We start from the raw sequence: 23,008 nt of genomic DNA on the forward strand, positions 1-23,008 counted from the left end.
GGCTCAGACCTCCTGGCGCAGGTTGTCGGGATCGTGGAACGGCAGGGGCACCACCTTGGCATTGACCATCACGCCGCCCTCCACGCGGATCGGGATGTGCATGCCAGGCGTGGCCTGATGGGCACCGGCGTAAGCCAGGCCGATGATCTGCCCCAGGGTTTGCGAGTATTCGCAGGATGTGACGTTGCCGCTGATATCCGCCCCGTCCAGCACCAGATGCCCCTCCAGCGGCTGCGGGCTGCCCTTGGGCAGGGTGAAGCCGACCAGTTTGCGCTTGAGCGGCTGCGCTTCGAGGATCTCGATCGAGCGCTTGCCGACGAAGAATGGCTTCTTGCGGCCGATCGCCCACTGCATGTCGATCTCCGCCGGGTGGGTCATGCCGTCGGTGTCCTGGCTGATGATCACGTGGCCTTTTTCCAGGCGCAGCAGGCGCTGGGTCTCGACGCCGAACGGGCGAATGCCCAACCCCGCGCCGGCCTGCATCAAGGCATCCCACAGGCGCTCGGCGTGGCGCGCCGGCACGTGCACTTCGTAGCCCAGTTCACCCACAAAGCCCACCCGCAGGATGCGCGCGGCAATACCGGCCACGGTGCCCTGGCGTACGCCGAGGTAAGGGAAGGCCTCGGCCGACAGGTCCACATCGTCACATACCTTGGCCAGCACCTGGCGTGACAGCGGCCCGGCCAGGTTGACCGCGGCCAGGGCGGCGGTGACGTTGGTGACGTCCACATCCAGGCGCCATTGCGCGTTCCACTTCAGCATCTGCTGGTAGATGCGGTCGACGCCGCTGGTGGTGGCGGTGACGTAGAAGTGCTGCTCGCCCAGCCGGGCGCACACGCCGTCATCGATCACCACGCCGTGCTCGTTGGTCATCAGCGCGTAGCGGGTGCGGCCGATTGCCAGCTTGGCGAAGCCGAAGGTGTAAAGGCGCTCCAGCAGTTCGGCGGCGTCGGGGCCGCGCACATCCAGGCCACCGAGGGTGGATACGTCGATCAGGCCGACCTTCTCGCGCACATGGCGGGCTTCCTCCTGCATGCAGCGTTCGCGTTCCTCGGGCTTGCCATAATAGGCCGGGCGCTGCCAGAGGCCGGCCGGCATCATCTTCGCCCCGGCTTCCAAGTGGCGGCGATGCATCGGTGTTTGCCGGTACGGGTCGAAGGCGCGGCCGGCGACGTGGGCCAGTTTTTCCGCCTGGAACGGTGGGCGGGCGGTGGTCACCCCGGTTTCGCTGATGCTGCGCCCGGTGGCTTGGGCCACCAGGCGGGCGGTCGGTAGCGCCGAGTGGCGGCCCTGGGACGGGCCCATGCCGACCGTGGAAAAGCGCTTGACCAGCTGCACGTCGCGGTAGCCGCTGCGGGTGGCGTTGACGATGTCGCGCACTTGCAGGTCTTCGTCGAAGTCGACGAAATCCTTGCCCTTGGGGTGGGGGAAGATCGGCCAGGGGAAGTTGACCTTGGCTTCGGCACTGAACACTGGCTGCACCGGCGCTTCCAGGCCCAGCGCTGCCAGCGCATCGACAGCCCCGCGAGTGGCGTCGGCCAGCACATTGCCCAGTGCGTGACGGCCGTTCACCGAGCCGGCGATATCCAGCCCGGCCGGCAGGTTGCTGATGACGAATTCGTCGCGGTTCACATCGTAGGCCAGCTTGCCGCCAGCCTGGCACAGCAACTGGTACACCGGCATGTAGCCTGCCGACATGCACAGCAGGTCGCAGGCCAGGCGCAGGCCGTGCGGGCCGACCTTGCCCTGGCCGGTGATCGGGCGAATATCCACGCCACTCACGTGGCGCATGCCCGCTTCGTGCAGGGCTTCGTACACGGTGCTGCCCAGGTGCACGGGTATATCGCGGCGCTTCAGTTCGGCGGCCACTGCGGCATCGGCTGGCTCGGCGCGCATGTCGACCACCGCGGCCACGGCCACGCCTTGCTCCTGCAGGTCGAGGGCGGCGAGGTAGCCGTCATCGTGGCCGGTGAGGATTACCGCGCGCTGGCCCGGCTTGACCGCGTACAGCTTCATCAGCCGCTGCGCGGCGCTGGTCAGCATGACCCCCGGCAGGTCGTTGTTGCGGAACACCACTGGCTGGTCGAACGCACCGGCCGCCACCAGGCAGCGGCTGGCGCGCACCTTGTACAGGCGTTTGTGCTGGATCACCGGCAGGTAGTTGTCGGTGAACCAGCCGTTGCAGGTGGCTTCCAGCAGCACTTGGATGTTCGGGTGGCCCTCGACGGCTGCCAGCAGTTCCTGGCGCAGGCCGGTGGCGCGGGTGCCGGCAATGTCGAAGCGGGCGTAGGTGAGCGAGCCGCCAAGCACCGGCTGTTGCTCGATCAGCAACACCTTGGCCCCGGCATTGGCCGCGTCCAGTGCCGCACGCAGGCCCGCCGGGCCAGCGCCGATGACGGCCAGATCGACGAACAGATAGGCCTTGTCGTAGTGCTGCGGCCTGAAACCGAGGTCGAGCACGCCCAGGCCGGCCTTCTTGCGGATCAGCGGCTCCCACACCTTCCACATGCCCTTGGGCTTGTAGAACGAGCGGTAATAGAAGCCCACCGGCATGAAGCGCGAAAACTTGCCCAGGTAGGCATCGCGGTCGTGCGCCAGGCTACCGTTGAAGTTCTGCCCTTCGACCACCTGGCCATCGCGGGCGGCTTCCAGGTCGGCCAGCACATTGGGCTCGTCCGGCAGCTGCACCAGGGTGTTGGCATCCTGCCCGGCCATGCTCAGCGGGCCGCGCGGGCGGTGGTACTTGAACGAGCGCGACAGCAACCAGCGGCCGCTGCCGAGCAAGGCGCTGGCGATGCTGTCACCGGCAAAGCCCTGGCAGGCCTGGCCGTCGAACTGGAAGTGCAGGGGCCGCTCGCGGTCGATCAGCAGGCCCATGGGCGCGGGGAGGCGAGTGTGGCTGTTCATCCGGCAATCTCCGGGGTGGCGGCGGGGTTGAAGTCGACGCGGCGGTCGAACAGTTCTTTCGGGTCGAAGGTGCGCAGCACCTGGTCGCTCACCGTGTGGCGTTCGGCCAGGAACCAGTAGCTGGAGGCGTTGTGCAGCCACCACTCGGTCACCACCCCGGCCAGGTTGTCGCTGTTGAACACATAGTCGGCCCATTCGGCGTCGCTGCAGCTGGCCGGGTCGGGCATGTGCCTGAATTCGCCGCCGTAGGTGAACTCGCTGATATTGCGCGGGCCGTTCAAGGGGCAGGTCAGGATCTTCATCGTCGTCGCTCCTTAGTGGCTGGCCGCGGTGGCGCCCATTTCGTTGACTTGCTGGAAGCGGCTGAAGCGCTCCAGGGCAAAGGGTGCGATCAGTTCCGGCACCTTGCCGCCACTGGCGACCAGCTCGGCCATGGTCTTGCCGCAGATCGGCGTGGCCTTGAAACCCCAGGTGCCCCAGCCGGCGTCCAGGTAATAGTTGTGCACCGGCGACAGGCCCATGATCGGGCTGTAGTCCGGTGTCATGTCGGTGCTCCCGGCCCATTGGCGCATCAGCTTGGCGTTGGCCATGAACGGGAACATCTCGATGGCGTGGGCCAGCAGGCTTTCCTTGAGGTCGAGGGTGGAGCGGGTGTTGTACAGCGGGTAGGGGTCGGAGCCGCCGCCAAAGACGATCTCGCCACGGCTGGTCTGTTGCACGTAGCAGTGCAGCGCCGACGAGCTGACCAGCGGATCGAGGAACGGCTTGAACGGCTGGGTGACCATGGCCTGCAGCGGGTAGGTATGGATCGGTGCACGGATGCCGGCCTTGGCCATCAGCAGCGAACTGGCCCCGGCCACGGCCTGCACCACGCAACCGCACTGCACGGTGCCACGGTTGGTCTTCACCGCCTCGATGCGCCCGTTGCGGATCAGCAGCTCCTGCACTTCGGTCAGCTGGTGGATCTCGACGCCGCGCTTGGCCGCCTGCCTGGCGTAGCCCCAGGCCACTGCGTCGTGGCGCGCGGTGGCGCCGTCGATGTGCCACAGGCCAGCCAGCACCGGCAGGTGCCCCGGGTCCAGGTTCAGGCTGGGCACCAGTTCGCGGATCTGCTGGCGGTCGATCATTTCCGTGCGGCCACCGAAATGCTTGTTGACCTCGGCGCGCTGGCGGAACGCGCGCACGGTCGCGTCGGTATGCGCCAGGGTGAGCTGACCGCGCTCGGAATACATGATGTTGAAGTCGAACTCGTTCGACAGGTTCTGGAACATGCGCACCGATTCTGCGTAAAAGCGCACACCCTCACTGGTGAGGTAGTTGGATCGGATCACCGCGGTGTTGCGCGCGGTGTTGCCGCCGCCCAGGTAGGCCTTTTCCAGCACGGCGACATTGGTGATGCCGTGGTACTTGGCCAAGTAGTAGGCGATGGCCACGCCGTGGCCGCCGCCGCCGACGATCACCACGTCATAGCGTGGCTTGAGTTCGCACGGTGGTGGCAGGTCGACCTCCACCGGGTAGTCGGCGCTCAGGCCGTATTTCAGCAGGGCGAAAGGCATGGGGTGCGCTCCTGGTGGGCGGCCTGTTGTTGCAGGTCGAGGGCGAGCAGGGTGTTTTTCATCAGGTAGGCGATGGTCATCGGGCCAACGCCGCCGGGCACCGGGGTGATGCCGGCCACCTGGGGCAGGGCGGCGGCGAAGTCGACATCGCCGAACAGGCGGCTGTGGCCGCCTTCGTCGATGCGGTTGATACCGACATCGATCACCACCGCGCCGGGCTTGAGCCAGTCGGCACCGATCAGCCGCGGCTTGCCCACTGCGGCCACCAGGATGTCGGCCTGGCGACACAACGCCGGCAGGTCGCGGCTGTGCGAGTGCACCACGGTCACCGTGCAGTCGGCCTGCAGCAGCAGGGCGGCCATGGGCTTGCCGACGATGTTCGAGCGGCCGACCACTACCGCATGCTTGCCGCGCAGCTCGCCACAGGCATCGCGCAGCAGGCGCATGCAGCCGCTGGGCGTGCACGGGGTGAGCACATCGCGGCCCTGGGCCAGGCCGCCGACGTTCTCGCTGTGGAAACCGTCCACATCCTTCAGTGGGCTGATCGCCTGGAGAATGCGGTGTTCGTCGATATGGGCCGGCAACGGCAGTTGCACGAGGATGCCGTTGACCTCGGGGGCGCGGTTGAGGCGCTCGATCAGGGCCAGCAGCTCGGCTTGGCTGGTGTCGGCGGGCAGGCGATGCTCCAGCGAGCGGATGCCCACCTCTTCGGCACGCAGCACCTTGTTGCGCACATACACCTGGCTGGCAGCGTCGGCGCCGACCAGCACCACCGCCAGGCCCGGCTGCACGCCGCCCTGGCGCAGTTCCTGCACCTGCTCGCGTACCTCGGCCAGCACCCGCGCCGCGGTGGCCTTGCCGTCGATCAGCTTGATACCGGGAATGGCGTTCATTTGAAGATCACCGTGCGGTCGTGGTTCAGGAACACCCGGTGCTCCAGGTGGTATTTCACGGCGCGGGACAGGGCGATGGTCTCGGTGTCGCGGCCGATGGCCACCAGGTCATCCGGTGCGTAGGCATGGTCCACGCGCTGCACTTCCTGCTCGATGATCGGGCCTTCGTCGAGGTCGCTGGTGACGTAGTGGGCGGTGGCGCCGATCAGCTTCACCCCGCGCTGGTAGGCCTGGTGATAAGGCTTGGCGCCTTTGAAACCGGGCAGGAACGAATGGTGGATGTTGATCGCCCGGCCTGACAGCTGGCGGCACAGGTCGTCGGAGAGGATCTGCATGTAGCGCGCCAGCACCACCAGTTCGGTGCCGGTGTCCTCGACGATGCGCAGCAGCGCGGCTTCCTGTTCGGCCTTGGTGTCCTTGCTGACCGGCAGGTAGACGAAACGGATGCCCTGGCGCTCGGCCATCGGGCGCAGGTCCAGGTGGTTGGAGACCACGGCGGTGATCTGCATGTCCAGCTCGCCCTTGGCATGGCGGTACAGCAGGTCGGACAGACAGTGGTCGAACTTGCTCACCATCAGCAGCACGCGCATCGGCCGGGCACTGCTGTGCAGGCTCCACTGCATGTCGAAGCGCTGGGCGACATCGGCAAAGCCGGCTTCCAGCTGCGGTGTGTCACCCGTGACACCGGTGTTGTAGCGGAACACCGCGCGCATGAAGAAGCGCCCGTTGTCCTCGTCGTCGAACTGCGCCATCTCGCTGATGTAGCAACCGTGCTCGGCCAGGTAGGTGGTCACCGCGGCGACGATGCCGGACACGGCCGGGCAGCTGACGCGCAGGATGAAGTGATCGGGAGCGGGATGCATGTCGGATAGGCCTCGTGATGGAGTGGGGCAGGTCGGGCACAAGGGCAAAAGAGGCTTCGCGGGAGGCGAAGATATGTTTCTTGGTGGGAATATAAATTTCCTTTTGGAGATTTATAGGCGAAGTGAGGGGTAGCGGTCTAGAGATTTGTGAAATTTTTTATCCTGACAGGAAAGTTTTTTACGCCATCGCGGCTCCTGTGGGAGCCGGCTTGCCGGCGATAGGGCCCGCACAGGCGGCACAAAAACTGGCTATGCTTGCCCCATGACCAGTTCTCCATCCCTGCGCCAACCCTGCCCACCTGGCGCCTGCATTTGTGGCCGCGAACACCTGGCCGACCACCCGCAGACAGCCCAGCGCATCCTCCTGCTGACCCGCCAGGAAGAAAAGCGCCTGCTCGACCGCCTGGAAAACCTCAAGGACCTGGAAGACCTGCAACGCCTGCAGCAGCGGATGTACGAAAACCTGGGCATCCGCGTGCATATCGCCCCTGGTTTCAACGAAGTGCGGACCATGCGTGGCATCGTCATCGAACTGGACGACCAGCCCGGGCTGTGCCGCAAGACCCGGCAGTCGATCCCGGCGGCGATCCGCCGTGGGCTGGAGCGCAACCCGCAGGTGGCCTTCCGCTTGCTCGATACCCACGACCTGTTGCGTGATACCTGATCTTTCATCCCAGCACCGGCTCTTTGTGGGAGCGGCCTTGTGTCGCGAAAGGGCCGCAAAGCGGCCCCTGGGTTCTAGCTGTGACGCAAATATTGCCGGGGCTGCTGTGCAGCCCTTTCGCGACACAAGGCCGCTCCCACAGGGGACCGCGTCAGCCCCACTAATTTTTCCGCCGCACGCTACGTCTACTTGAAAGCCCCCCTGCGCCAGGCGCGCAGCGGCATTCATCACTCAAGGAGACAGGCAATGACTTCCGTTTTCGACCGCGACGATATCCAGTTCCAGGTAGTGGTCAACCACGAAGAGCAATACTCGATCTGGCCCGACTACAAAGCCATCCCCAACGGCTGGCGTGCCGTAGGCAAGAGCGGCCTGAAGAAGGACTGCCTGGCCTATATCGATGAAGTCTGGACCGACATGCGCCCGCTGAGCCTGCGCCAGAAAATGGCCGAAGCCGCCGCCCAGTGACTGCTTTGAACCTGCTGTGCCTGCCGTATTCCGGGGCCAGCGCCATGGTCTACAGCCGCTGGCGGCGCAAGCTGCCGACGTGGCTGCAGGTACGCCCGGTGGAACTGCCCGGGCGTGGTGCGCGCATGGCCGAGCCACTGCACACCGACATGCAGGCCCTGGCCCGGCAACTGGCCGCCGAACAGCGCCTGGCGGCCAGCACCCCCTACGCGCTGCTCGGCCATAGCCTGGGCGCCTTGCTGGCATTTGAACTTGCCCATGAGTTGCAGGCGCTGGGCTGCCCGGCGCCACTGGCCCTGTTCGCCTGCGGTACCGCAGCGCCGACCCGCCGCGAGGACTACGACGGCAAGAACTGGCGCGAGCCCAAGAACGACGCCGAGTTGATCGGCGAGTTGCGCGAGCTTCAGGGCACGCCCGAGGAAGTGCTGGCCAACGCCGAGCTGATGAGCCTGACCTTGCCCACCCTGCGCGCGGACTTCCTGCTGTGTGGTACCTACGCCTACCGCCAGCGGCCGGCCTTGCAGTGCCCGCTGCACGTGTTGGGCGGCATGCAGGACCGCGCCAGTGACGAGCAGTTGCAGGCCTGGCGCCAGGAAACCCACGGGGCGTTCTCGCTGCAGATGTTCCCTGGCGGCCACTTCTTCATCCATGAGCATGAGGACCGGGTGCTCGCTGCGCTGACCGCGTCGCTGCAACCGCTTCGGCTGTCCGCCTGATTGACGTCACCGCTTGCCTGGGGGAGGCTAGGCCTTTTCCCAGGCAAGAGGCAGACAATGCTGATCGATCCCCACAAGGCCACGCTGCTGGTCGTCGACATCCAGGAAAAACTCATCGGCGCCATGAGCGACCCTGAAGGCACCCGCGCGCGGGCCCGCTGGTTGTTGGCGGCGACGAACGAGCTGGAACTGCCGACGGTGATTTCCGAGCAGTACCCCAAGGGCCTGGGCCATACCCTGGCCGAGCTGCTGGCCGCAGCGCCGGCCGCCGAGGTGGTGGAGAAAAGCCATTTTTCCTGCGTGGCCGCAGAGTGCCTGCCAGCGAGTTTGATGGCGCGCGAGCAAGTGATTGTCTGTGGCATGGAAACCCACGTCTGTGTGCTGCAGACCGTGCTCGGCCTGCTGGCGCTGGGCAAGCAGGTGTTCGTGGTCGAGGATGCCTGCGACAGCCGTACCCCGGCGAGCAAGGCCGCAGGGCTGGCGCGCATGCGGGCTGCGGGGGCGCAGGTGGTGACCCGCGAAATGGTTTTGTTCGAGCTTATGGGCAGTGCCGGCCACCCGCTGTTCCGGCACATCAGCAAGACCTACCTGGTCGGTGAACAGCCCTGAACGGCCGGTTACTGGCTGCCGGGTTGATGGCCCTGGCGCTGCTGCAAGGCTGCGCCGGGCGCCGTGAGGAAGCACCCGAGGCGGACCCGGCCAAGGTCCGCGCCCAACTGCTGCGGCTGTTGCCCGCCCAGGCCAAGGACCGCGAGGGCTGGGCCCGGGACATTCAGGTGGCGTTCGAGGCCCAGCGTATTGCCCCCAGCAAGAGCAACCTGTGTGCGGTGCTGGCGGTGACCGAACAGGAATCGACCTTCAATGCCGACCCGCAGGTGCCCAACCTGGGGCGTATCGCCCGGGAGGAAATCGACCGCCGCGCCGCGCGCCTGCATATCCCCAAGCTGCTGGTCGATGGTGCACTGAAGACGCCGTCGGGTAATGGCAAGAGCTACCAGCAACGTTTGCAGGCGGTGCGCAGCGAGAAGCAGTTGAGCGAACTGTATGACGAAGTCATCGCTCGCGTGCCGCTGGGCAAGACCTTGCTGGGCGGGCTGAACCCGGTGCATACCGGTGGGCCGATGCAGGTCAGCATCGACTTTGCCGAAAAGCATGCGCGGGATTACCCCTACAGCCACGACGGCAGCATTCGCCAGGAAGTGTTCACCCGGCGTGGCGGCATGTATTTCGGTATCGCCCATTTGCTGGGCTATTCGGCCAACTACGATCGCCAGCTGTACCGCTTTGCCGATTTCAACGCGGGCTGGTACGCCAGCCGCAATGCGGCATTCCAGGCAGCACTGAGCAAGGTGACGGGGGTAACGCTGGCGCTGGATGGCGACCTGGTGGCGCCGGGCTCGATCATGCCCGGGACCACGGAAAAGGCGGCGCGCAAACTGGGAGGGAAGCTGGGCCTGCGCAACCCGCAGATCCGCAGCCAGCTGGAGGAGGGCGATAGCTTGGCCTTCGAGGACAGCAAGCTGTACAGCGGGGTGTTTGCCCTGGCGGATGCCGCGGCCGGCAAGCCGGTGCCACGGGCGGTGCTGCCGGGGATTCAGCTGAAAAGCCCGAAGATCACCCGCAAGTTGACCACGGCGTGGTTTGCCGGGCGGGTGGATGAGCGTTATCAGCGGTGCATGAAGCGCTAGCCTGTCATCCAACGCGGTCAACTGTGGGAGCGGCCTTGCGTCGCGAAAGGGCTGCGCAGCAGCCCCAGAAATTTGTGCATCTGTGCTGAAATCCTGGGGCCGCGATGCGGCCCTTTCGCGACGCAAGGCCGCTCCCACATTGACCGTGCCAGCCTGCCTGATCAGCTTTCGCCCAGGGCGGCAACTACCTGATCCACACTGGCTTTCAGCCCCGCAAACGCATCCTCAGGGTCACTTTCCACCACCACCAGCTTCGCCCCGGACGCCTTGATCACCTCGGCCACAGCCGCCTCAGGCTGCCGATGGTCCAGCACCAGCGCCACATCCTGCGCCTTCAGGTTGTCCCCCAGCGCCTTCAGCGCAGTCGCATCCCACTCGGCCGGCAGCGGCTGCTCGACCACGTCCAGGTTCAACCCGCTGGCCAGATAACCCAGCCGCTCCGACAGGCTCACCACCGTCAGGTTGTCGACCTTGGCCAAGCGTGTCTGGCTGCTGGCCGAAAGCTCCAGCAACTGGCGTTTGAGCCCGGCCAGGTTGCCCTGGATCTTCGCCTTGTCGCCCGGCGCCAACCGCTCCAGGTCATTGGCTACCACGTCGGCCATGCGCCCGAAGTTGGTCGGGTTGAGCCAGGGGTAAGCGCCATAGGCCTCGTCGCCGCTCACCGCAATACCCGGCAGTGCGCCATCCACCGGCCGTGCGGCGTCGATCTCGACGATCCGGATATTGCTGCGCCGGGCCATCGGGTACAGCGGGTCGTCACGCCAGATCGAGCGCACGCCGATCACCGCGTCGGCCTGCTGCGCGGCCTTGTGCAGGCTGGCGCCACCGCGCCCGCTGAAATAGGAAGGTTGGCGGCTGGCAGGCAGGTTGGCGGGGGCTGCACGCGTGAGCTGCACCGTGGTGCCGTCGAGCAGGGCGCTGGCCAGGCTGTGAGTGACGGGCAGGGTGGTCAGTACTTGCGTGGCGAAAGACAGCGACGGCAGGCCGGCCAGGGCCAGCGCCAGGGTCAGGCGTTTCAGGTTCATGCCGGGTTTCCTTGCAGGCGGGGGACGAGGGCGCGGGCCAGCGCCGCCAGGGCGAAGCAGATGCCGGCGACCAGGATGATCGCGGCGCCGGACGGCACCGGCAGGTCGCAAACGATCGGCAGCAGGATGCCGAGCAACGTGCTCAGCGTGGCGATCAGCACCGACAGGAAGAAAAAGCCCTTCAGCGACTGGCTGACCAGGCGTGCGGCGGCAGCGGGAATCACCAGCAGCGCCCCGACCAGGATCGCCCCGATCACCTTCACCGAGGCCACGGTGACCAGGGTCACCAGCACCACGAACAGGTAGTCCAGGGTTTTCACCGCCACCCCGCGTACGGCCGCCAGCTGTGGGTTGAAACTGGCCAGCATGATGCGGTTGTACAGCGGCACGGCCAATGCCAGCACCAGCACCGCGACGATGCCCAGCACCACCAGGTCCTGGCCGCTGACGGTCAGCACCGAGCCGAACAGCACGTTCTCGAGGATGTGCACATTGATCTTGCCCGCCAGCATCAGCAGCAGGCTGGCGCCCAGCGCCAGCGACACCGACAGGAACACGCCGATCAGCGTGTCCGGCGACAGCCCGGTGCGGTTGCGCAGGAAGTTGAGCAAGATGCCGAACAGCAGGCAGTAGCCGAACAGGCTGCCGTAGGGGCCGGTGTAGGGCTCCCCCAGCAGGATGCCGATGGCCACGCCGGTCAGCGCGGCATGGCCTACTGCCTCGGAGAAGAAGGCAAAGCGCTTGACCACCACCAGGGTGCCCAGGCCGCCCAGCACCGGGCCGATCATCAAACCGGCCAGCAGAGCGTTGACCACGAAGCCGTAGGCCAGCGCCTCGGGCAGGTAGCCGGCAGTGGCCCAGTCCTGGACCGTTTGCCGAAAGATTTCGAAACTCATCAGGCAAGGCTCTCGCTACGCGGGTGAACGGAGAACAGGCCGAGCAGGCGCTCTGGGGTCAGGGCCTGGGCGGGCGGGGCGTCGAACAGTACCTGGCGGCTCAGGCCGGTAACCCGGTCGGCCAGGCGCAGCACAGCTTCCAGGTCGTGTTCGATCCATAGCACGGTGGTGCCGGCCTGGCGCCAGCCCTGCAGCAGTTGTTCGAACACCTGGATACCGGCTTCATCCAGGGCCGACATCGGCTCGTCCAGCACCAGCAGTTGCGGCTCGGGAATCAGGCCCTGGGCCAGCAGCACGCGTTGGCGTTCGCCACCGGAAAGCGCGCCCATGCGCCGTTTGCGCTTGTCGAGCATGCCGACCCGCGCCAGGGCCGCGTCGATAGCCGGCTGCACACGGCGCGACAGGCCGAGGAAGGCGGGGCGGCGCTGGCACATGGCAGCCATGAAATCGTCCACGGTCATCGGCAGGCCACGGTCGAACTCCAGCGCCTGCGGCACATAGCCGATCACTTCGCGTTCGCCGGGCCAGTGCAGGGTCAGCTGGCCCTGGTGCGGCATTTGCCCAAGCAGGGTCTTGATCAGCGAACTCTTGCCGCCGCCGTTGGGGCCGACGATGGCATGCACGCTGCCGGCGGCGACGTTGAAACTGACCTGTTCGAGGATGCGGGTGCGGCCCAGGGTCAGGTCGATGCCGGCAAACTCGATGCGCGGCCCGCAGGCTGTCACCAGGTTGGCGGCGGCGGTCATGCGCGGTTCTCCTGGATGGCGCGGACCACGGTGTCGAGGTTGCGCTTCATCTCCACTTCGTACTTGTCCTTGGTGTATTCGCCGTAGGAAATGTGCGTCAGCGGGTACAGGCGCACGCCGGATTCACGCTGGATGGTTTCGACATAGGCCGACGGGAAGTCCATTTCCGAGAAGATCACCCGCACGTCCAGCGCCTTGAGCTGGTCGATGGTCTTTTTCAGCTGGGCCGGGCTGGGTTCGATGCCATGGGCTGGCTCGACCACCGCAGTCACCTCCAGGCCGAAGTCGCGCACCAGGTAGTCGTAGGCGGCATGGATGGTGGCGACCCGGAAGGTGGCGCTGGGCGCCTCGGTGACCTTGGCCAGTGCGTCGGCACGCAGTGTGCGCAAGCGCTTGGCATAGGCGCGGGCGTTTTGCGTGTACAGCTTGGCGTTGTCCGGGTCGAGCTTGCCCAGTTCGCGGGCGATGTTGTTGACCTGGGCGATGGTGGTGCTGATCGACAGGAAGGTGTGCGGGTTGACCACCTTGCCGGCGCCACGGGCGGCAATGCCGGTGGCCGCCAGCAAGGGTACGTTCTGGTTGGCCTCGATGGTGTTGATGCCGGGCTTTTCGCTGGCGGCGATCATGCGGTCGGCGAAATCGTCATGGCCAACGCCGTTGAGCACCACCACGTCCAGGGTGCCGATGCGCTTGATGTCCTCGGCCCGTGGCTCGTAGGCATGGGGGTTGAACCCCGCCGGAATCAGCGGCACCACTTCGGCCTTGTCGCCGACGATGTTGCTCACATAGCTGTAGTAGGGGTGCAGGGTAATGCCGATACGCAGGGGCTTGCCGTTATCGGCCAGGGCCTGTGCCGGCAGGGCAAGGGCCAGGAGCAGGGCGAGGGCGGAGCGGAGCATGGGGGAGTCCTTGGGTTCAGTGACGGTGTTCGCGGGTGACCCCGGCGTCGTAATGGCTGACCACCTGCTGCCAGCCGGCGGCGATCAGGGCGGCCTGGCCAAGGTCGTCCGGGGTCACGGCGGCGCTGTCGCGGCGCAGCCAGACATCGGCCTGGCCGGTGCTGTCGGCCGGCAGGATCAGCAGCAGGCTGCCGGCCACTTCCGGGGCCTGGCTGCGGCCAAGGTAGGCCCCGGGCTCCAGCCACGACCATTGGTGGCTGCCGCGGCTCTGGCTGCCGGCATCGACCACGAACGGCGGCAGGCCTTCCTCGGCCAGGGCCTGTACGCTGGGCGCGGCGGCGTTTTCTTCACGCAGCAACTGGATTTCGTCGAAGGCCACCCGCAGGTCGGTGTACAGGCCTTGCTCGGCGGCGGTGAGGTCGCGACGGGCGTCGATCTGGTGGCTGGCGATGGCCTGTTCATCCTCGCGTTCGCCGCGCAGCAGCACCACGCTGGTGGCGAGTACCACGATCAGCAGGCTGACCAGCAGCACGTACAGGGTTTCGTGCCCGGCACCGGCCGGGCGAATCACTTGGGCGCGGCTCATGGCTGGGCGATATCGGCGTGGTCGACTTCCACCACGTGCCCGGGGCCGGCATCGAACAGCACGTAGAATTCGCCGTCCGGGCGCTTGAAGGTCAGGGTCGAATCATCACCGAGCTTGCCGCCGACCAGCACCTGTTCGTCGTAGGCGATGACGTCCAGGGTTACCCCGGGGGCACCGCTGCCATCCGAGAAGCCGCCGGTGCACTTGACCTGGCCGCCAGGCAGTTCTTCGCACTCGCACATCGGGTTGTGCGCCAGGGCCGGGCCGGCGGCCAGCACCAGCAAGGGCAGGGCGAGGGTGCGCATCAGGTGTTTCATTTATTGCCTCCTTGTTTCTCGAGCCAGGCCACGGTGGCTGGCGATGCCTTGGCCAGAGGGACCGACGCCTGGTGCATGCTGCCGTCCCAGCCTTCCAGGGTGATCCAGATCTGCGCGTCGGGCTTGGTGCGTGGCGGGATCGGCAACGAGGTGCCCATGTTGTACGGCGCACCGAAGAAAATCGTGCCGGCGGCGCGCAGGCTGCGCGGTTTGCCGATGCGCAGGTAGGCCGCCTTGACGCCGTTGACGCAGGCCTTGCACAGCGATGCATTGAAGACCTTGAAGTGGCCGGCAGGGCCGTCGGCGCGGGGCGCCTCGTCACGCATCTCGGCCAGGTCCAGGGTATAGGGGCCGACCTGGATGTCGTTGATCACATTGGCGCCGAGCCCCGCTTCGCCGCGGAACAGCTTGGCGTCGGCGAAGTACTTGGGCATGAAGCCCAGCGGGATGAGGATCAGCAGGATGTTCAGGTGAAAACGCCACTTCAGCCACAGTTGCTTCAGCGGGCTGACGGTCACGGCTTGGGCCTGGCTCATGGGCGGATCTCCACGGTGGGTTCAGGGCGCGCCATGCGCGGTGCGCGCTCGCTGCGCTTGAGGGCGGCGGCGGTGGCCTGGGCGGTGCGTTTGGTCCAGATCAGCAAGCCGCTGAACACCATCAGGGTGAGGACCAGGCCGAAGAAGAACCACACCAGCTTGATCGGCAGGCCGCCGAAATCGCCGGTGTGCAGCGGGCGCATGGATTCGGTGACGAACTCCAGGGCGGAGCGGTCGCTGATCAGGAACTGGCTGTCGACATTACGCGTGTACGGGTTTACCGAGGCGCTTTGGAACATCAGCGGGTACCAGCCTGGCCCTGCCAGGGTGATGTGGCTGTAGGCGGTGGCCGGCAGCGAGATGAAGCTGATGTCCAGCCCCGGGACCGCCAGGCCGGCGATGCGTGCCGCTTCATCCAGGTCGATGCGCGTTGCCGGGCTGCCATTCGGGGTTTGCGGCACGTCCTCACGGGCGATCACCGGCACGATGGGCCGGCTGGAAATGGTGATGTGGTTGTCGGCCAGGATCGCCTGGATCAGGAACCAGGTGCCGGTGATGGAAATGACCGCAATGAACCAGATCGACCAGACCCCGGCCAGGCGGTGCAAGTCGCCCCAGAAAATCCGCGAACCATGGCCGGTGCGCACCGGCTTGAAGAAACCCTTCCAGAACTTCTTGTACACCACCAGGCCGGTGACCAGCGAAGCCAGCATGGGCAGCCCGAGCAGCGACACCAGGTACCAGCCCCAGCTGAAGCCGTTGGTGAACGGCACCAGCCACCAGCCGTGCAGGGCGCGGGTGAAGGCTTCGAAGTTGAAGTCCGGGGTCTTGCCCTGGATGGCCCCGGTGTAGGGGTTTACATACAGCGTCGGGCTGGTGCCGTCAGGCAGGGTGACATTGGCTTTGACCGCGAAGTGCGAACCGTCCGGCTGGATCAGCCGCTCCACCACCATGTCCGGCTCGGCCTTGTGCAGGGCGTCCAGTACCTGCTGGAAGCTCAGGCGCTCGGCGTCGGCGTCGGGCTTGTTGGCGCGCACGGCGGGGTCGGCCAGCCAGACGATTTCCTGGCTGACCACCGCGAGCATGCCGGTGAAGCAGACGATCAGGACAAAGAACCAGATCGGCAAGGCGAGCCAGCTGTGGACCAGGAACCACAGCCTGGATTTGGATTTTTTCGGTGATTTGGCCATCTGACGGTCTTCTGCAATGGGGAGTCGAGCGTGTGCCCAGCCAAAGAGGGGCTGTATTGATAAGGACGAATGAGAATCGAAAACCTGCCGTTTTAAATGCAAGCAAATGTTTCAAGGCCGAGGGCGAATGCCTGGGCGTCGGTGTCATTGGGGGCTGCTGCGCAGCCCATCGCCGGCAAGCCCGGCTCCCACAGGGTTGAGGTCAGTGCTGTACCTGTGGGAGCCCGGCTTGCCGGCGATGGGCCGCACAGCGGCCCCAATCGATTCAGGTCAAGGTCGGCCTGGAAGGCATGAAGCAGGAGGGATCAGGCGCGGGTCAGGGCCACTGCCGGTTGCGGCTTGCCGTGCAGCTGCGCCAGGTCCTGGTACAGCGCGCGGCCAATTTCCGCAGCGCGCGCCGGCAGCACCGAGAGCAGGGTGTCACTCAGGCCGTGGCTGTTTTCGCAGAAGCCCTGCAGGTACACCGAGGCCTGCAGGTCGGGGCTGGCCAGCACGCGGTAGTTGCGGTCGACGCTGAAATCTTCCAGGTACCCGGCCAGGGGCGCCAGCAGGTCACGGTGCGAGCGGCGCTCGTAGCCGGTTGCGAGTATCACCGCGTCGTAGCGGTGGGTCTGCTGCTGGCCGGTGGCGAGGTCGCGCAGGGTCAGTTCCAGGCCTTCGCGGGTGGCCACCACGGCTTCGACCTGGCGCCGGCACAGCACGTTGTGGCGGTACTGGTGGGCGACCTTCTGCCGGTAGAGGATGCCGTAGATGCGTTCGATCAGGTTGAGGTCGACCACCGAATAGTTGGTGTTGTGGTATTCGCCCAGCAGCTTGCTGCGCTGGTCGGCCGGTTCGTTGTAGACCAGGTCGGTGTAGTCCGGCGAGAAGATCTCGTTGACGAACGGGCTGTCATCGGCAGGCTTGAGCGCCGAACCGCGCAGGATCATGTCGACCTTGACCGACGGGTAGCTGTCGTTAAGGTCGATGAACGCCTCGGCGGCGCTCTGGCCCGAACCGATCACGGCAATGCGCATCGGCTTGCCGGCGGTGCACGGCAGCTTGTTCAGGCTGCTCAGGTACTGTGAGTGATGGAATACCCGCGGGTCGTCCTTGAATGCGCCGAACTTTTCCGGGATTTTCGGCGTGCCGCCGCTGCCGACCACCACCGAACGGGTGCGGCGGCTGTATTCGCGGCCTTGGGCGTCGCGCGAGACCAGGCGCAGGTGCTCGACCCGGCCCGCCTGCACGTCCGGCTCGATGCGCAGCACTTCCTCGCCATATACCGCCTGGGTGGCGAAGTGCTCGGCGGCCCAGCGCAGGTAGTCGTTGTACTCGAGGCGGCAGGGGTAGAAGGTGCCGAGGTTGATGAAGTCGGCCAGGCGCTGCTTCTGGTGCAGGTAGTTGACGAAGCTGTAGGGGCTGGTGGGGTTGCGCAGCGACACCAGGTCCTTGAGGAACGAGATCTGCAGCTCGCTCTGGGTGGCCAGGGTTTCGCCGTGCCAGCGATAGTCCTGCTGTTTGTCGATGAACAGCGCGTCGAGGCCATGGCCCTGGGACTCGGCGAGTTCTTCCAGGGCGATGGCCAGGGCCAGGTTGGAAGGGCCGAAGCCCACGCCGATCAGGTCCTTGATGGTTTCCGGGTTTGCAGACTGGCTCATGGCTGCGGTTCCATAATGGTCGAATGTTGACGCTCGCCGGGAGAGGTCGGCGCCTGCGTTTGTACATTGGGTGGAACGAGCCAAACGATGGGGAATTTACTGGCGGGCGACCGGCCACTTGCAACAGGGGCTAAAGGCTTGCGCCTGTCGGCCGATAGGCAGAACAACCCAAGGACCCATTTGCAACGCAGGGAGAAAGACATGACAGGTATTGCAGCAGTCAGCATCAGCACCACGGCCCAGGCGCTGAGCACCACCCAGGTCGCCGACAGCCAGGATGCGCAAAAGACTGAAGAGAGTGGGGCCGGCACTCAGGCCGACACGTCGAAATTGAACGGTGGCGGCCAGGCTCAAGGCGCCCAGGGCAGCAGTGAAAGTTCGGAGCCTGCGCACATCAGGCAATTGCGCGAGATGATCAAGAAGCTGCAGAAGCAATTGGCCGAGGAGCAGAAGCAACTGGCCCAGCTGATGGCGCAGAAGATGGACGAAACCACCAAGCTGGCAGTTGTGTCCGCCAAGCAGGCGAGCATCGCCACCATCAATGGTGAAATCCTGCAGGCCACCGCGCAGTTGCTCGAAGCGCTACAGAAAACGGGTGGCAGCAGCGCGGGCGGGATGGTCAGCACCACGGCCTGAACTTGGGGCTGCTGTGCAGCCCATCGCCGGCAAGCCGGCTCCCACATCGATCGCGCAGGGCAGTTGCTCTCGCAGGCCTGGTGCTGTCACTGTGGGAGCTGGCTTGCCGGCGATAGGGCCGGTGCAGGCCCCATCATCATTCCGGCGGCGGTCATTCGGCCGCCAGGCGCCCCTTGTTCTGCCGCTCCGCCTTGTACTGCATGGCCACCGCCGGCGCCGGCTTGGCAGCACCGGTTTCCAGCCACTGACGCATGCGGCTGGCATCGGCGAAGTGGGTGTACTTGCCAAAGGCGTCGAGGATCACCATGGCCACCGGGCGGTTGTCCATGCGGGTCAGCAGCACCAGGCAGTGCCCGGCTTCATTGGTGAAGCCGGTCTTGGTCAGCTTGATGTCCCAGTTGCTCTTGTTCACCAGGTGGTCGGTGTTGCGGAAGCCCAGGGTGTAGTTGGGCTTGCGGAAGGCTACCGTCTTCTCGCGGGTGGTCGACAGCTCGCTCAGCATCGGGTACTTGCGCGACGCCATCAGCAGCTTGGCCAGGTCACGGGCCGTGGACACGTTCTGCGTCGACAGGCCGGTCGGCTCGACGTAGCGGGTGTGCGCCATGCCCAGGCTGCGGGCCTTGGTGTTCATCGCCTTGATGAACGCCGGGTAGCCGCCGGGGTAATGGTTGGCCAGGGTGTTGGCCGCACGGTTTTCCGATGACATCAGGGTAATCAGCAAGGTTTCGCGGCGGTCGAGCTGGCTGCCCAGCCGCACACGCGAATACACGCCTTTCATTTCCGGGTTGTTGGCAATGGTCATGGTAAGCATCTCATCCATGGGCTGCTTGGCATCCAGCACTACCATCGCCGTCATCAGTTTGGTCACCGACGCAATCGGTACCACGCGGTCGGGGTGGCTCGAATACAGCTCCTGGTTGGTGTTCAGGTCGATCAGCAGGGCGCTGCCCGAGGCGAGATGCAGCTTGGATGGGTCACGTTGAACCTGGGCCGGGGGTTGTGCAGCAGCGGTCGACGGAAGGGTCGCAGTACCTGTGAGCAACAGCAGCAGGCTGAGGATGGACAGGGATGTTTTCACGTTGAGGCTCACTAAAAGTTGGTATGTCGTTGGCTGTGCAAGGGTTTTCCCCCAAAAACCACTGCATTCTGGAGTATGGCTGATTTGCTGTCGAATGCCTTATGACTAAAGGGCGCAACGTGAACGAAATTTAATCCGGTACCAAGGAGAAAAGTAGCGTACGGCTATCAGGTCGAACGCCGTTCTCTGTCTACAATGCCCTTCCGTTTCCCGATTCGTACAAGCCAAACTGAACGCCTATCATGGATGGCTTTTCGAGCTTCATGTGGAGAGAGCAATGATTCCTGGCAAGGTATGCCCTGTAGTGCTGTCGTCTTCGCCACCGTCCAGGCTTCTACTATTCCGGCACCCTATAGCAGGCACGCAACTGGTAAAAGGCACTATTGAGAGTGGGGAAGCTCCCAGCGAGGCGGCCTTGCGTGAGCTGGCAGAGGAGTCTGGCATCGACGACGCGATAGTTGAAACGGACTTGGGGTGCTGGAATGCCGAACATCTAGATCAAATATGGTCGTTTCAACTTTGTCGAGCATTGCGTGATCTCCCAGAAAGCTGGACCCATCAGACACTAGATGACCACGGCCATGTGTTCGAGTTTTTCTGGGCTCCGCTAGATGAATTTCCCTACGCCGATTGCCATCCCGTATTCCAGCGAGCACTGGAGTTCTTATGGCGTAGACTCAAGGAATTTGAGTCGTTGGAATAGCGAGGGGAAATCAGATGGCAGTCGAAGGGCAACTTCACACCTTGAGGAAGTCAGTCATCCACGACCCGTGGCTTTCGACCCAAAGCGGCCTTTGGTGGAGGACAGCATACGATCTGCTGAATCGCCGTACTGCCGAGGTTTTCGTAAGCAGTCCCTGGAGAATGCACATTTTTTGAGGGAACATTTAGGGCTTTAGCTACTACCCGCCAAGGAACGGAAATGGCACTGACCAGCAAGATCACTCCCTATAACCCCATGTGGCCCTCTCGCTTTCTGGCAGACAAGCCAATCATCGCTTCGGCCTTTGGCGATGAACTGATTGCCATACACCATGTTGGTAGTACCTCTGTTCAGGGGCTCGCGGCGAAGCCCGAGATCGATGTGCTCATCGAAGTTCGCGATCATAGCAATGCCTCGGAGCGGGACGAGATTTTGATGGGTTTGGGATATGTACGAGGAAGTGACCTATCGGAGGGGCATCATTTCTACCGGCGTAATGTGGATGGAATTCGCACGCACAAGCTCCACGCTTGTACCCGTGGCCACCTTACGATCACCCAGATGCTGGGGTTCAGAGATTTGCTTAGGCGTGATGCCTCGATCCGCCAGCAGTATGAAGCGCTGAAGCTACAATTGGAGGCGAGCAATACGGGTGGGATGGCTGAATACCTGGAGAAAAAGTCTCCGTTTATTATTGCGGCACTATTTCATGCCGGTATATCAATTCCTGAATGACCGAAGGGTCGCGAAGCAGCCTTGGCATCAGGTGTCTGCTTTGGGTCGAAAGCTGCCGGGTCGTGAATGACCGCTATCTCCAGCGATGTTTTTCGCGTTTTGAAGAGTTTTCAAAATTGAGGAAAGGCCGTATTTCCGGGCCTTCCAGCCCTCCACGCCACACTGCATCCCACCCCAAAACACAACGAAATCTAATCCGGTACCTGTCCTGTACCCATCATCACTCTGCCGAAGACAGCAGAACAACCTCGAAGGTCGTCCCTTCCTCTTCGGTCGACTCCACCTCAATTCTGCCACCGTGGTTCGCCACGATCTCCGATGCGATGAACAGGCCAAGGCCGAGCCCCGCTGCGGAGCCCCGCTCTCCGGATGAGTAGCTCGAGTATCTCCCTTCCGGCTTGAAGATGTAGGGCTTCACCTCGGGTGGAATAGGCTCTCCGGAATTCTGGCCGCTGACCCGTGGAACACCATCCACCCTGGCCACCGTGACCTTGATCGGGGCCGTCGCATCGCCATGGCGCAGGGCATTGCCTATCAGGTTGGAGAAAACCTGAGAGATGCGGTCAGGGTCGAATTGCCCGGTGATGTGCGCCTGCTCATCCAGGATGATCCGCGCGTGCGGGAATGCCGTGCGCAGTTCGTCAATGACAGCCTGGCAGATAGAGTTCAGATCGATTTTCCGCAAATCCACTGGAATGCCAGTCCCCAGGTTGCAGCGGGCCAGATCCAGCAAATCGTTGATCATGACATTTGCCCGATGTGCACTGGTACAAACCTGGGTCGCAAGTAACTTTCCCTTTTCATCCAGCCCCGTCTGCCGCTGGATCAGCCCGCCAGCCATGAGTATCGCGCCCAAGGGCGAACGCAAATCATGACCGAGCACGGCGAGCACCATTTTCCGGGTCGCCTCGACTGCCGTTCCGTAGGCCGCGATCGACTCTACGAGCGCCTGGTCAATCGCTTCATTGAACCGGATCATGTCCTGAACATGATGCGCGTCTGCGAACGATTCCTGGGTAAGCCAGAGTGACAGAACGCTTGCGCGCAATGCCCGGTATTCGGACACCATCTGATCCATCGAGAACCCAGCTATCAAGCGAGCAACCGCGTGGGTCTGCGCTGCGGTTTCGCTGGAACTCCTGGGGCCTCTCCCTTGTGCTTTCTCGGACTGTTGTTGCCTGCTCTGGGCGTTCTCATGTCTGCGGCCACGGTGCGGAGCAACTCCTCGGCATGATTGCGCAAGCCGATGGAGTCCTGCTTTGGCAGCTCTGTTTCAACCGAGCGGGCGTAATTTTCCCAAGCCTGGAGAATGGGTTCCATACTGCTACCAATGAAATCGAACAGTCTCATGGGGCCTAACCCTGATCAGGAAAAAAGACATCCGAGTAGCTTAGTTCATCCGGGATACAGGAAGTTTGAGCGGCAGTCATGAGCGGCCCACCTGGAGTTCAAAGGCGATCCCGATGAAACCTGCGTTGGGGGGGCAGGGGCATCGGGATGTCTTACCGGCTGCCTGGGTTCAGGCATGGGTCAGCGAGAGGTCGCTGATGATGCAGATCGAGCCGTCATCGGCGGGCGTGGTATCGGTGTAGTCCACCTGGTTGTAGACCCCGCCGTGGAACTCGAATAGCTGTGTAGCCCAGGTGCTGTCGAACTGCAGATCGCCGGACGTACCGCTCACGCCATTGCACTTGGCCGTAACGTTGACCACGCCTGCTGCGGTGGCATGGATGCTCACCTCGAACTTTGCCCCCAGCGGTACCCCCTTGAGCACCGTCGAGTTGATCGGGTCAGTCTGGTTGTAGGTCCGCCGAAAACCCAGGGTGATGTCGCCCTTTTTCCAGAACACCTTCACGGGCGGGCTGTCGTCCCCGTAGACGTGCATCTGCGCGATGACCACCTTCTGCGCCCAGTTGACCTTGGTCAGCGTCATTTCCTGGCGATTCCAGTGATGTGGGGCACCGCCCAAGGTCCAGTATTTCGGCTCCGACCACTCGCAGCGGGTCCTGCGGGTGCTTTTGCTCGAAGCGCCTTTGGTGGGGGCAGACAACTGGACCGAACCATCGCTGAGCACTGTCACGTAGTTCGGGTACAGGGCAATCGCTTCGCTGCCGGTGAGTTCGACCGCTACGGTGCTGATCGACGATTCGACTACCGGAACGGCGAGGGTGAGGTTGCGGATATCTACGCTCATGGGGAGAACTCCTGAATGAAAATGACGGTGGGTGCCGCAGCAGCACGGTGGCGGCTGCTGGAATGAAATTTA

Annotated in this window: 24 protein-coding genes and 1 pseudogene; 8 read left to right on the forward strand and 17 right to left on the reverse strand. The window is 64.2% G+C overall.

Annotated features, from left to right (window positions below; all coding sequences use genetic code 11):
• Positions 1–3: 3 nt before the first annotated feature.
• From ABX298_RS21010 to purU, 5 genes are read right to left on the reverse strand one after another with little or no spacing between them, the layout of a single operon-like run.
• Positions 4–2,907, reverse strand: a complete 2,904-nt coding sequence (locus tag ABX298_RS21010) for a 2Fe-2S iron-sulfur cluster-binding protein (protein WP_367393580.1) — start codon at positions 2,905–2,907, stop codon at positions 4–6.
• On the reverse strand, positions 2,904–3,209 hold the full coding sequence (locus tag ABX298_RS21015; RefSeq protein ID WP_025338664.1) for a sarcosine oxidase subunit delta: 306 nt from the start codon (positions 3,207–3,209) through the stop codon (positions 2,904–2,906). Before ABX298_RS21015 ends, ABX298_RS21010 begins: the two co-directional genes overlap by 4 nt.
• Positions 3,210–3,221: 12 nt before the next feature.
• On the reverse strand, positions 3,222–4,463 hold the full coding sequence (locus tag ABX298_RS21020) for an FAD-dependent oxidoreductase (protein ID WP_367393581.1): 1,242 nt from the start codon (positions 4,461–4,463) through the stop codon (positions 3,222–3,224).
• Positions 4,445–5,356 carry a bifunctional methylenetetrahydrofolate dehydrogenase/methenyltetrahydrofolate cyclohydrolase FolD gene (gene folD, locus ABX298_RS21025; protein WP_367393582.1) on the reverse strand — a complete coding sequence of 304 codons (912 nt, stop codon included), beginning with the start codon at positions 5,354–5,356 and terminating at the stop codon, positions 4,445–4,447. Before folD ends, ABX298_RS21020 begins: the two co-directional genes overlap by 19 nt.
• A complete protein-coding gene (purU, locus tag ABX298_RS21030; RefSeq protein ID WP_013973142.1) occupies positions 5,353–6,219 on the reverse strand; it encodes a formyltetrahydrofolate deformylase in 867 nt (288 codons plus the stop codon). The genes folD and purU overlap by 4 nt, the downstream gene beginning before the upstream one ends.
• Before the next feature lie 262 nt (positions 6,220–6,481).
• Here purU and ABX298_RS21035 point away from each other — a divergent pair, with 262 nt between their 5' ends.
• The 5 genes from ABX298_RS21035 (at position 6,482) to ABX298_RS21055 (ending at position 9,755) form a co-directional block, all read left to right on the forward strand.
• On the forward strand, positions 6,482–6,883 hold the full coding sequence (locus ABX298_RS21035) for a hypothetical protein (protein WP_025338667.1): 402 nt from the start codon (positions 6,482–6,484) through the stop codon (positions 6,881–6,883).
• Positions 6,884–7,129: 246 nt separating this feature from the next.
• Positions 7,130–7,351 carry an MbtH family protein gene (locus ABX298_RS21040; RefSeq protein WP_003256222.1) on the forward strand — a complete coding sequence of 74 codons (222 nt, stop codon included), beginning with the start codon at positions 7,130–7,132 and terminating at the stop codon, positions 7,349–7,351.
• On the forward strand, positions 7,348–8,067 hold the full coding sequence (locus ABX298_RS21045; protein WP_367393583.1) for a thioesterase II family protein: 720 nt from the start codon (positions 7,348–7,350) through the stop codon (positions 8,065–8,067). The genes ABX298_RS21040 and ABX298_RS21045 overlap by 4 nt, the downstream gene beginning before the upstream one ends.
• Positions 8,068–8,124: 57 nt before the next feature.
• Positions 8,125–8,676 (forward strand): hydrolase, encoded by a 552-nt coding sequence (locus tag ABX298_RS21050; RefSeq protein WP_025338669.1) that lies wholly within the window; start codon positions 8,125–8,127, stop codon positions 8,674–8,676.
• 26 nt (positions 8,677–8,702) lie between these two features.
• Positions 8,703–9,755, forward strand: a complete 1,053-nt coding sequence (locus tag ABX298_RS21055; RefSeq protein ID WP_025338670.1) for a DUF1615 domain-containing protein — start codon at positions 8,703–8,705, stop codon at positions 9,753–9,755.
• Between the two features lie 161 nt (positions 9,756–9,916).
• On the opposite strand, the gene ABX298_RS21060 is transcribed toward ABX298_RS21055, so the two are convergent.
• The 9 genes from ABX298_RS21060 to ABX298_RS21100 form a co-directional block, all read right to left on the reverse strand.
• On the reverse strand, positions 9,917–10,780 hold the full coding sequence (locus ABX298_RS21060; RefSeq protein WP_317410459.1) for a zinc ABC transporter substrate-binding protein: 864 nt from the start codon (positions 10,778–10,780) through the stop codon (positions 9,917–9,919).
• Positions 10,777–11,676: a metal ABC transporter permease gene (locus ABX298_RS21065; RefSeq protein ID WP_317410460.1), complete on the reverse strand. Its 900-nt coding sequence runs from the start codon at positions 11,674–11,676 to the stop codon at positions 10,777–10,779. The genes ABX298_RS21060 and ABX298_RS21065 overlap by 4 nt, the downstream gene beginning before the upstream one ends.
• Positions 11,676–12,422 (reverse strand): metal ABC transporter ATP-binding protein, encoded by a 747-nt coding sequence (locus ABX298_RS21070; RefSeq protein WP_015270826.1) that lies wholly within the window; start codon positions 12,420–12,422, stop codon positions 11,676–11,678. Before ABX298_RS21070 ends, ABX298_RS21065 begins: the two co-directional genes overlap by 1 nt.
• Complete coding sequence (locus ABX298_RS21075; protein WP_025338673.1) at positions 12,419–13,321, reverse strand: metal ABC transporter substrate-binding protein; 903 nt, start codon at positions 13,319–13,321, stop codon at positions 12,419–12,421. The genes ABX298_RS21070 and ABX298_RS21075 overlap by 4 nt, the downstream gene beginning before the upstream one ends.
• Positions 13,322–13,337: 16 nt before the next feature.
• On the reverse strand, positions 13,338–13,907 hold the full coding sequence (locus ABX298_RS21080) for a DUF6162 family protein (protein ID WP_367393584.1): 570 nt from the start codon (positions 13,905–13,907) through the stop codon (positions 13,338–13,340).
• Positions 13,904–14,224 (reverse strand): hypothetical protein, encoded by a 321-nt coding sequence (locus tag ABX298_RS21085; protein WP_025338675.1) that lies wholly within the window; start codon positions 14,222–14,224, stop codon positions 13,904–13,906. The genes ABX298_RS21080 and ABX298_RS21085 overlap by 4 nt, the downstream gene beginning before the upstream one ends.
• Positions 14,221–14,760 (reverse strand): thiamine pyrophosphate-binding protein, encoded by a 540-nt coding sequence (locus tag ABX298_RS21090; protein ID WP_085692923.1) that lies wholly within the window; start codon positions 14,758–14,760, stop codon positions 14,221–14,223. The genes ABX298_RS21085 and ABX298_RS21090 overlap by 4 nt, the downstream gene beginning before the upstream one ends.
• On the reverse strand, positions 14,757–15,950 hold the full coding sequence (locus ABX298_RS21095) for a PepSY-associated TM helix domain-containing protein (RefSeq protein WP_367393585.1): 1,194 nt from the start codon (positions 15,948–15,950) through the stop codon (positions 14,757–14,759). The genes ABX298_RS21090 and ABX298_RS21095 overlap by 4 nt, the downstream gene beginning before the upstream one ends.
• A gap of 305 nt (positions 15,951–16,255) precedes the next feature.
• Positions 16,256–17,590: a lysine N(6)-hydroxylase/L-ornithine N(5)-oxygenase family protein gene (locus tag ABX298_RS21100; RefSeq protein ID WP_367393586.1), complete on the reverse strand. Its 1,335-nt coding sequence runs from the start codon at positions 17,588–17,590 to the stop codon at positions 16,256–16,258.
• Between the two features lie 201 nt (positions 17,591–17,791).
• On the opposite strand from ABX298_RS21100, the gene ABX298_RS21105 reads away from it, so the two are divergent.
• Positions 17,792–18,226 (forward strand): hypothetical protein, encoded by a 435-nt coding sequence (locus tag ABX298_RS21105; protein ID WP_075044874.1) that lies wholly within the window; start codon positions 17,792–17,794, stop codon positions 18,224–18,226.
• A gap of 151 nt (positions 18,227–18,377) precedes the next feature.
• On the opposite strand, the gene pbpG is transcribed toward ABX298_RS21105, so the two are convergent.
• Positions 18,378–19,304, reverse strand: a complete 927-nt coding sequence (pbpG, locus tag ABX298_RS21110; protein ID WP_075044875.1) for a D-alanyl-D-alanine endopeptidase — start codon at positions 19,302–19,304, stop codon at positions 18,378–18,380.
• A gap of 277 nt (positions 19,305–19,581) precedes the next feature.
• Between pbpG and ABX298_RS21115 the strand changes: the two genes are divergently transcribed.
• Both ABX298_RS21115 and ABX298_RS21120 read left to right on the forward strand, forming a co-directional pair.
• Positions 19,582–20,007: an NUDIX domain-containing protein gene (locus tag ABX298_RS21115; RefSeq protein ID WP_075044876.1), complete on the forward strand. Its 426-nt coding sequence runs from the start codon at positions 19,582–19,584 to the stop codon at positions 20,005–20,007.
• 219 nt (positions 20,008–20,226) lie between these two features.
• Complete coding sequence (locus ABX298_RS21120) at positions 20,227–20,742, forward strand: GrpB family protein (RefSeq protein WP_075044877.1); 516 nt, start codon at positions 20,227–20,229, stop codon at positions 20,740–20,742.
• A 220-nt stretch (positions 20,743–20,962) separates the two neighbouring features.
• Here the strand turns inward: ABX298_RS21120 and ABX298_RS21125 are convergent.
• Positions 20,963–22,092 (reverse strand): annotated as a pseudogene (locus tag ABX298_RS21125) (sensor histidine kinase).
• 169 nt (positions 22,093–22,261) lie between these two features.
• On the reverse strand, positions 22,262–22,936 hold the full coding sequence (locus ABX298_RS21130; RefSeq protein WP_075044879.1) for a polysaccharide lyase family 7 protein: 675 nt from the start codon (positions 22,934–22,936) through the stop codon (positions 22,262–22,264).
• Positions 22,937–23,008: the final 72 nt, after the last annotated feature.

Source organism: Pseudomonas sp. X4, from assembly GCF_040784925.1.
GTDB lineage: Bacteria > Pseudomonadota > Gammaproteobacteria > Pseudomonadales > Pseudomonadaceae > Aquipseudomonas > Aquipseudomonas putida_Z.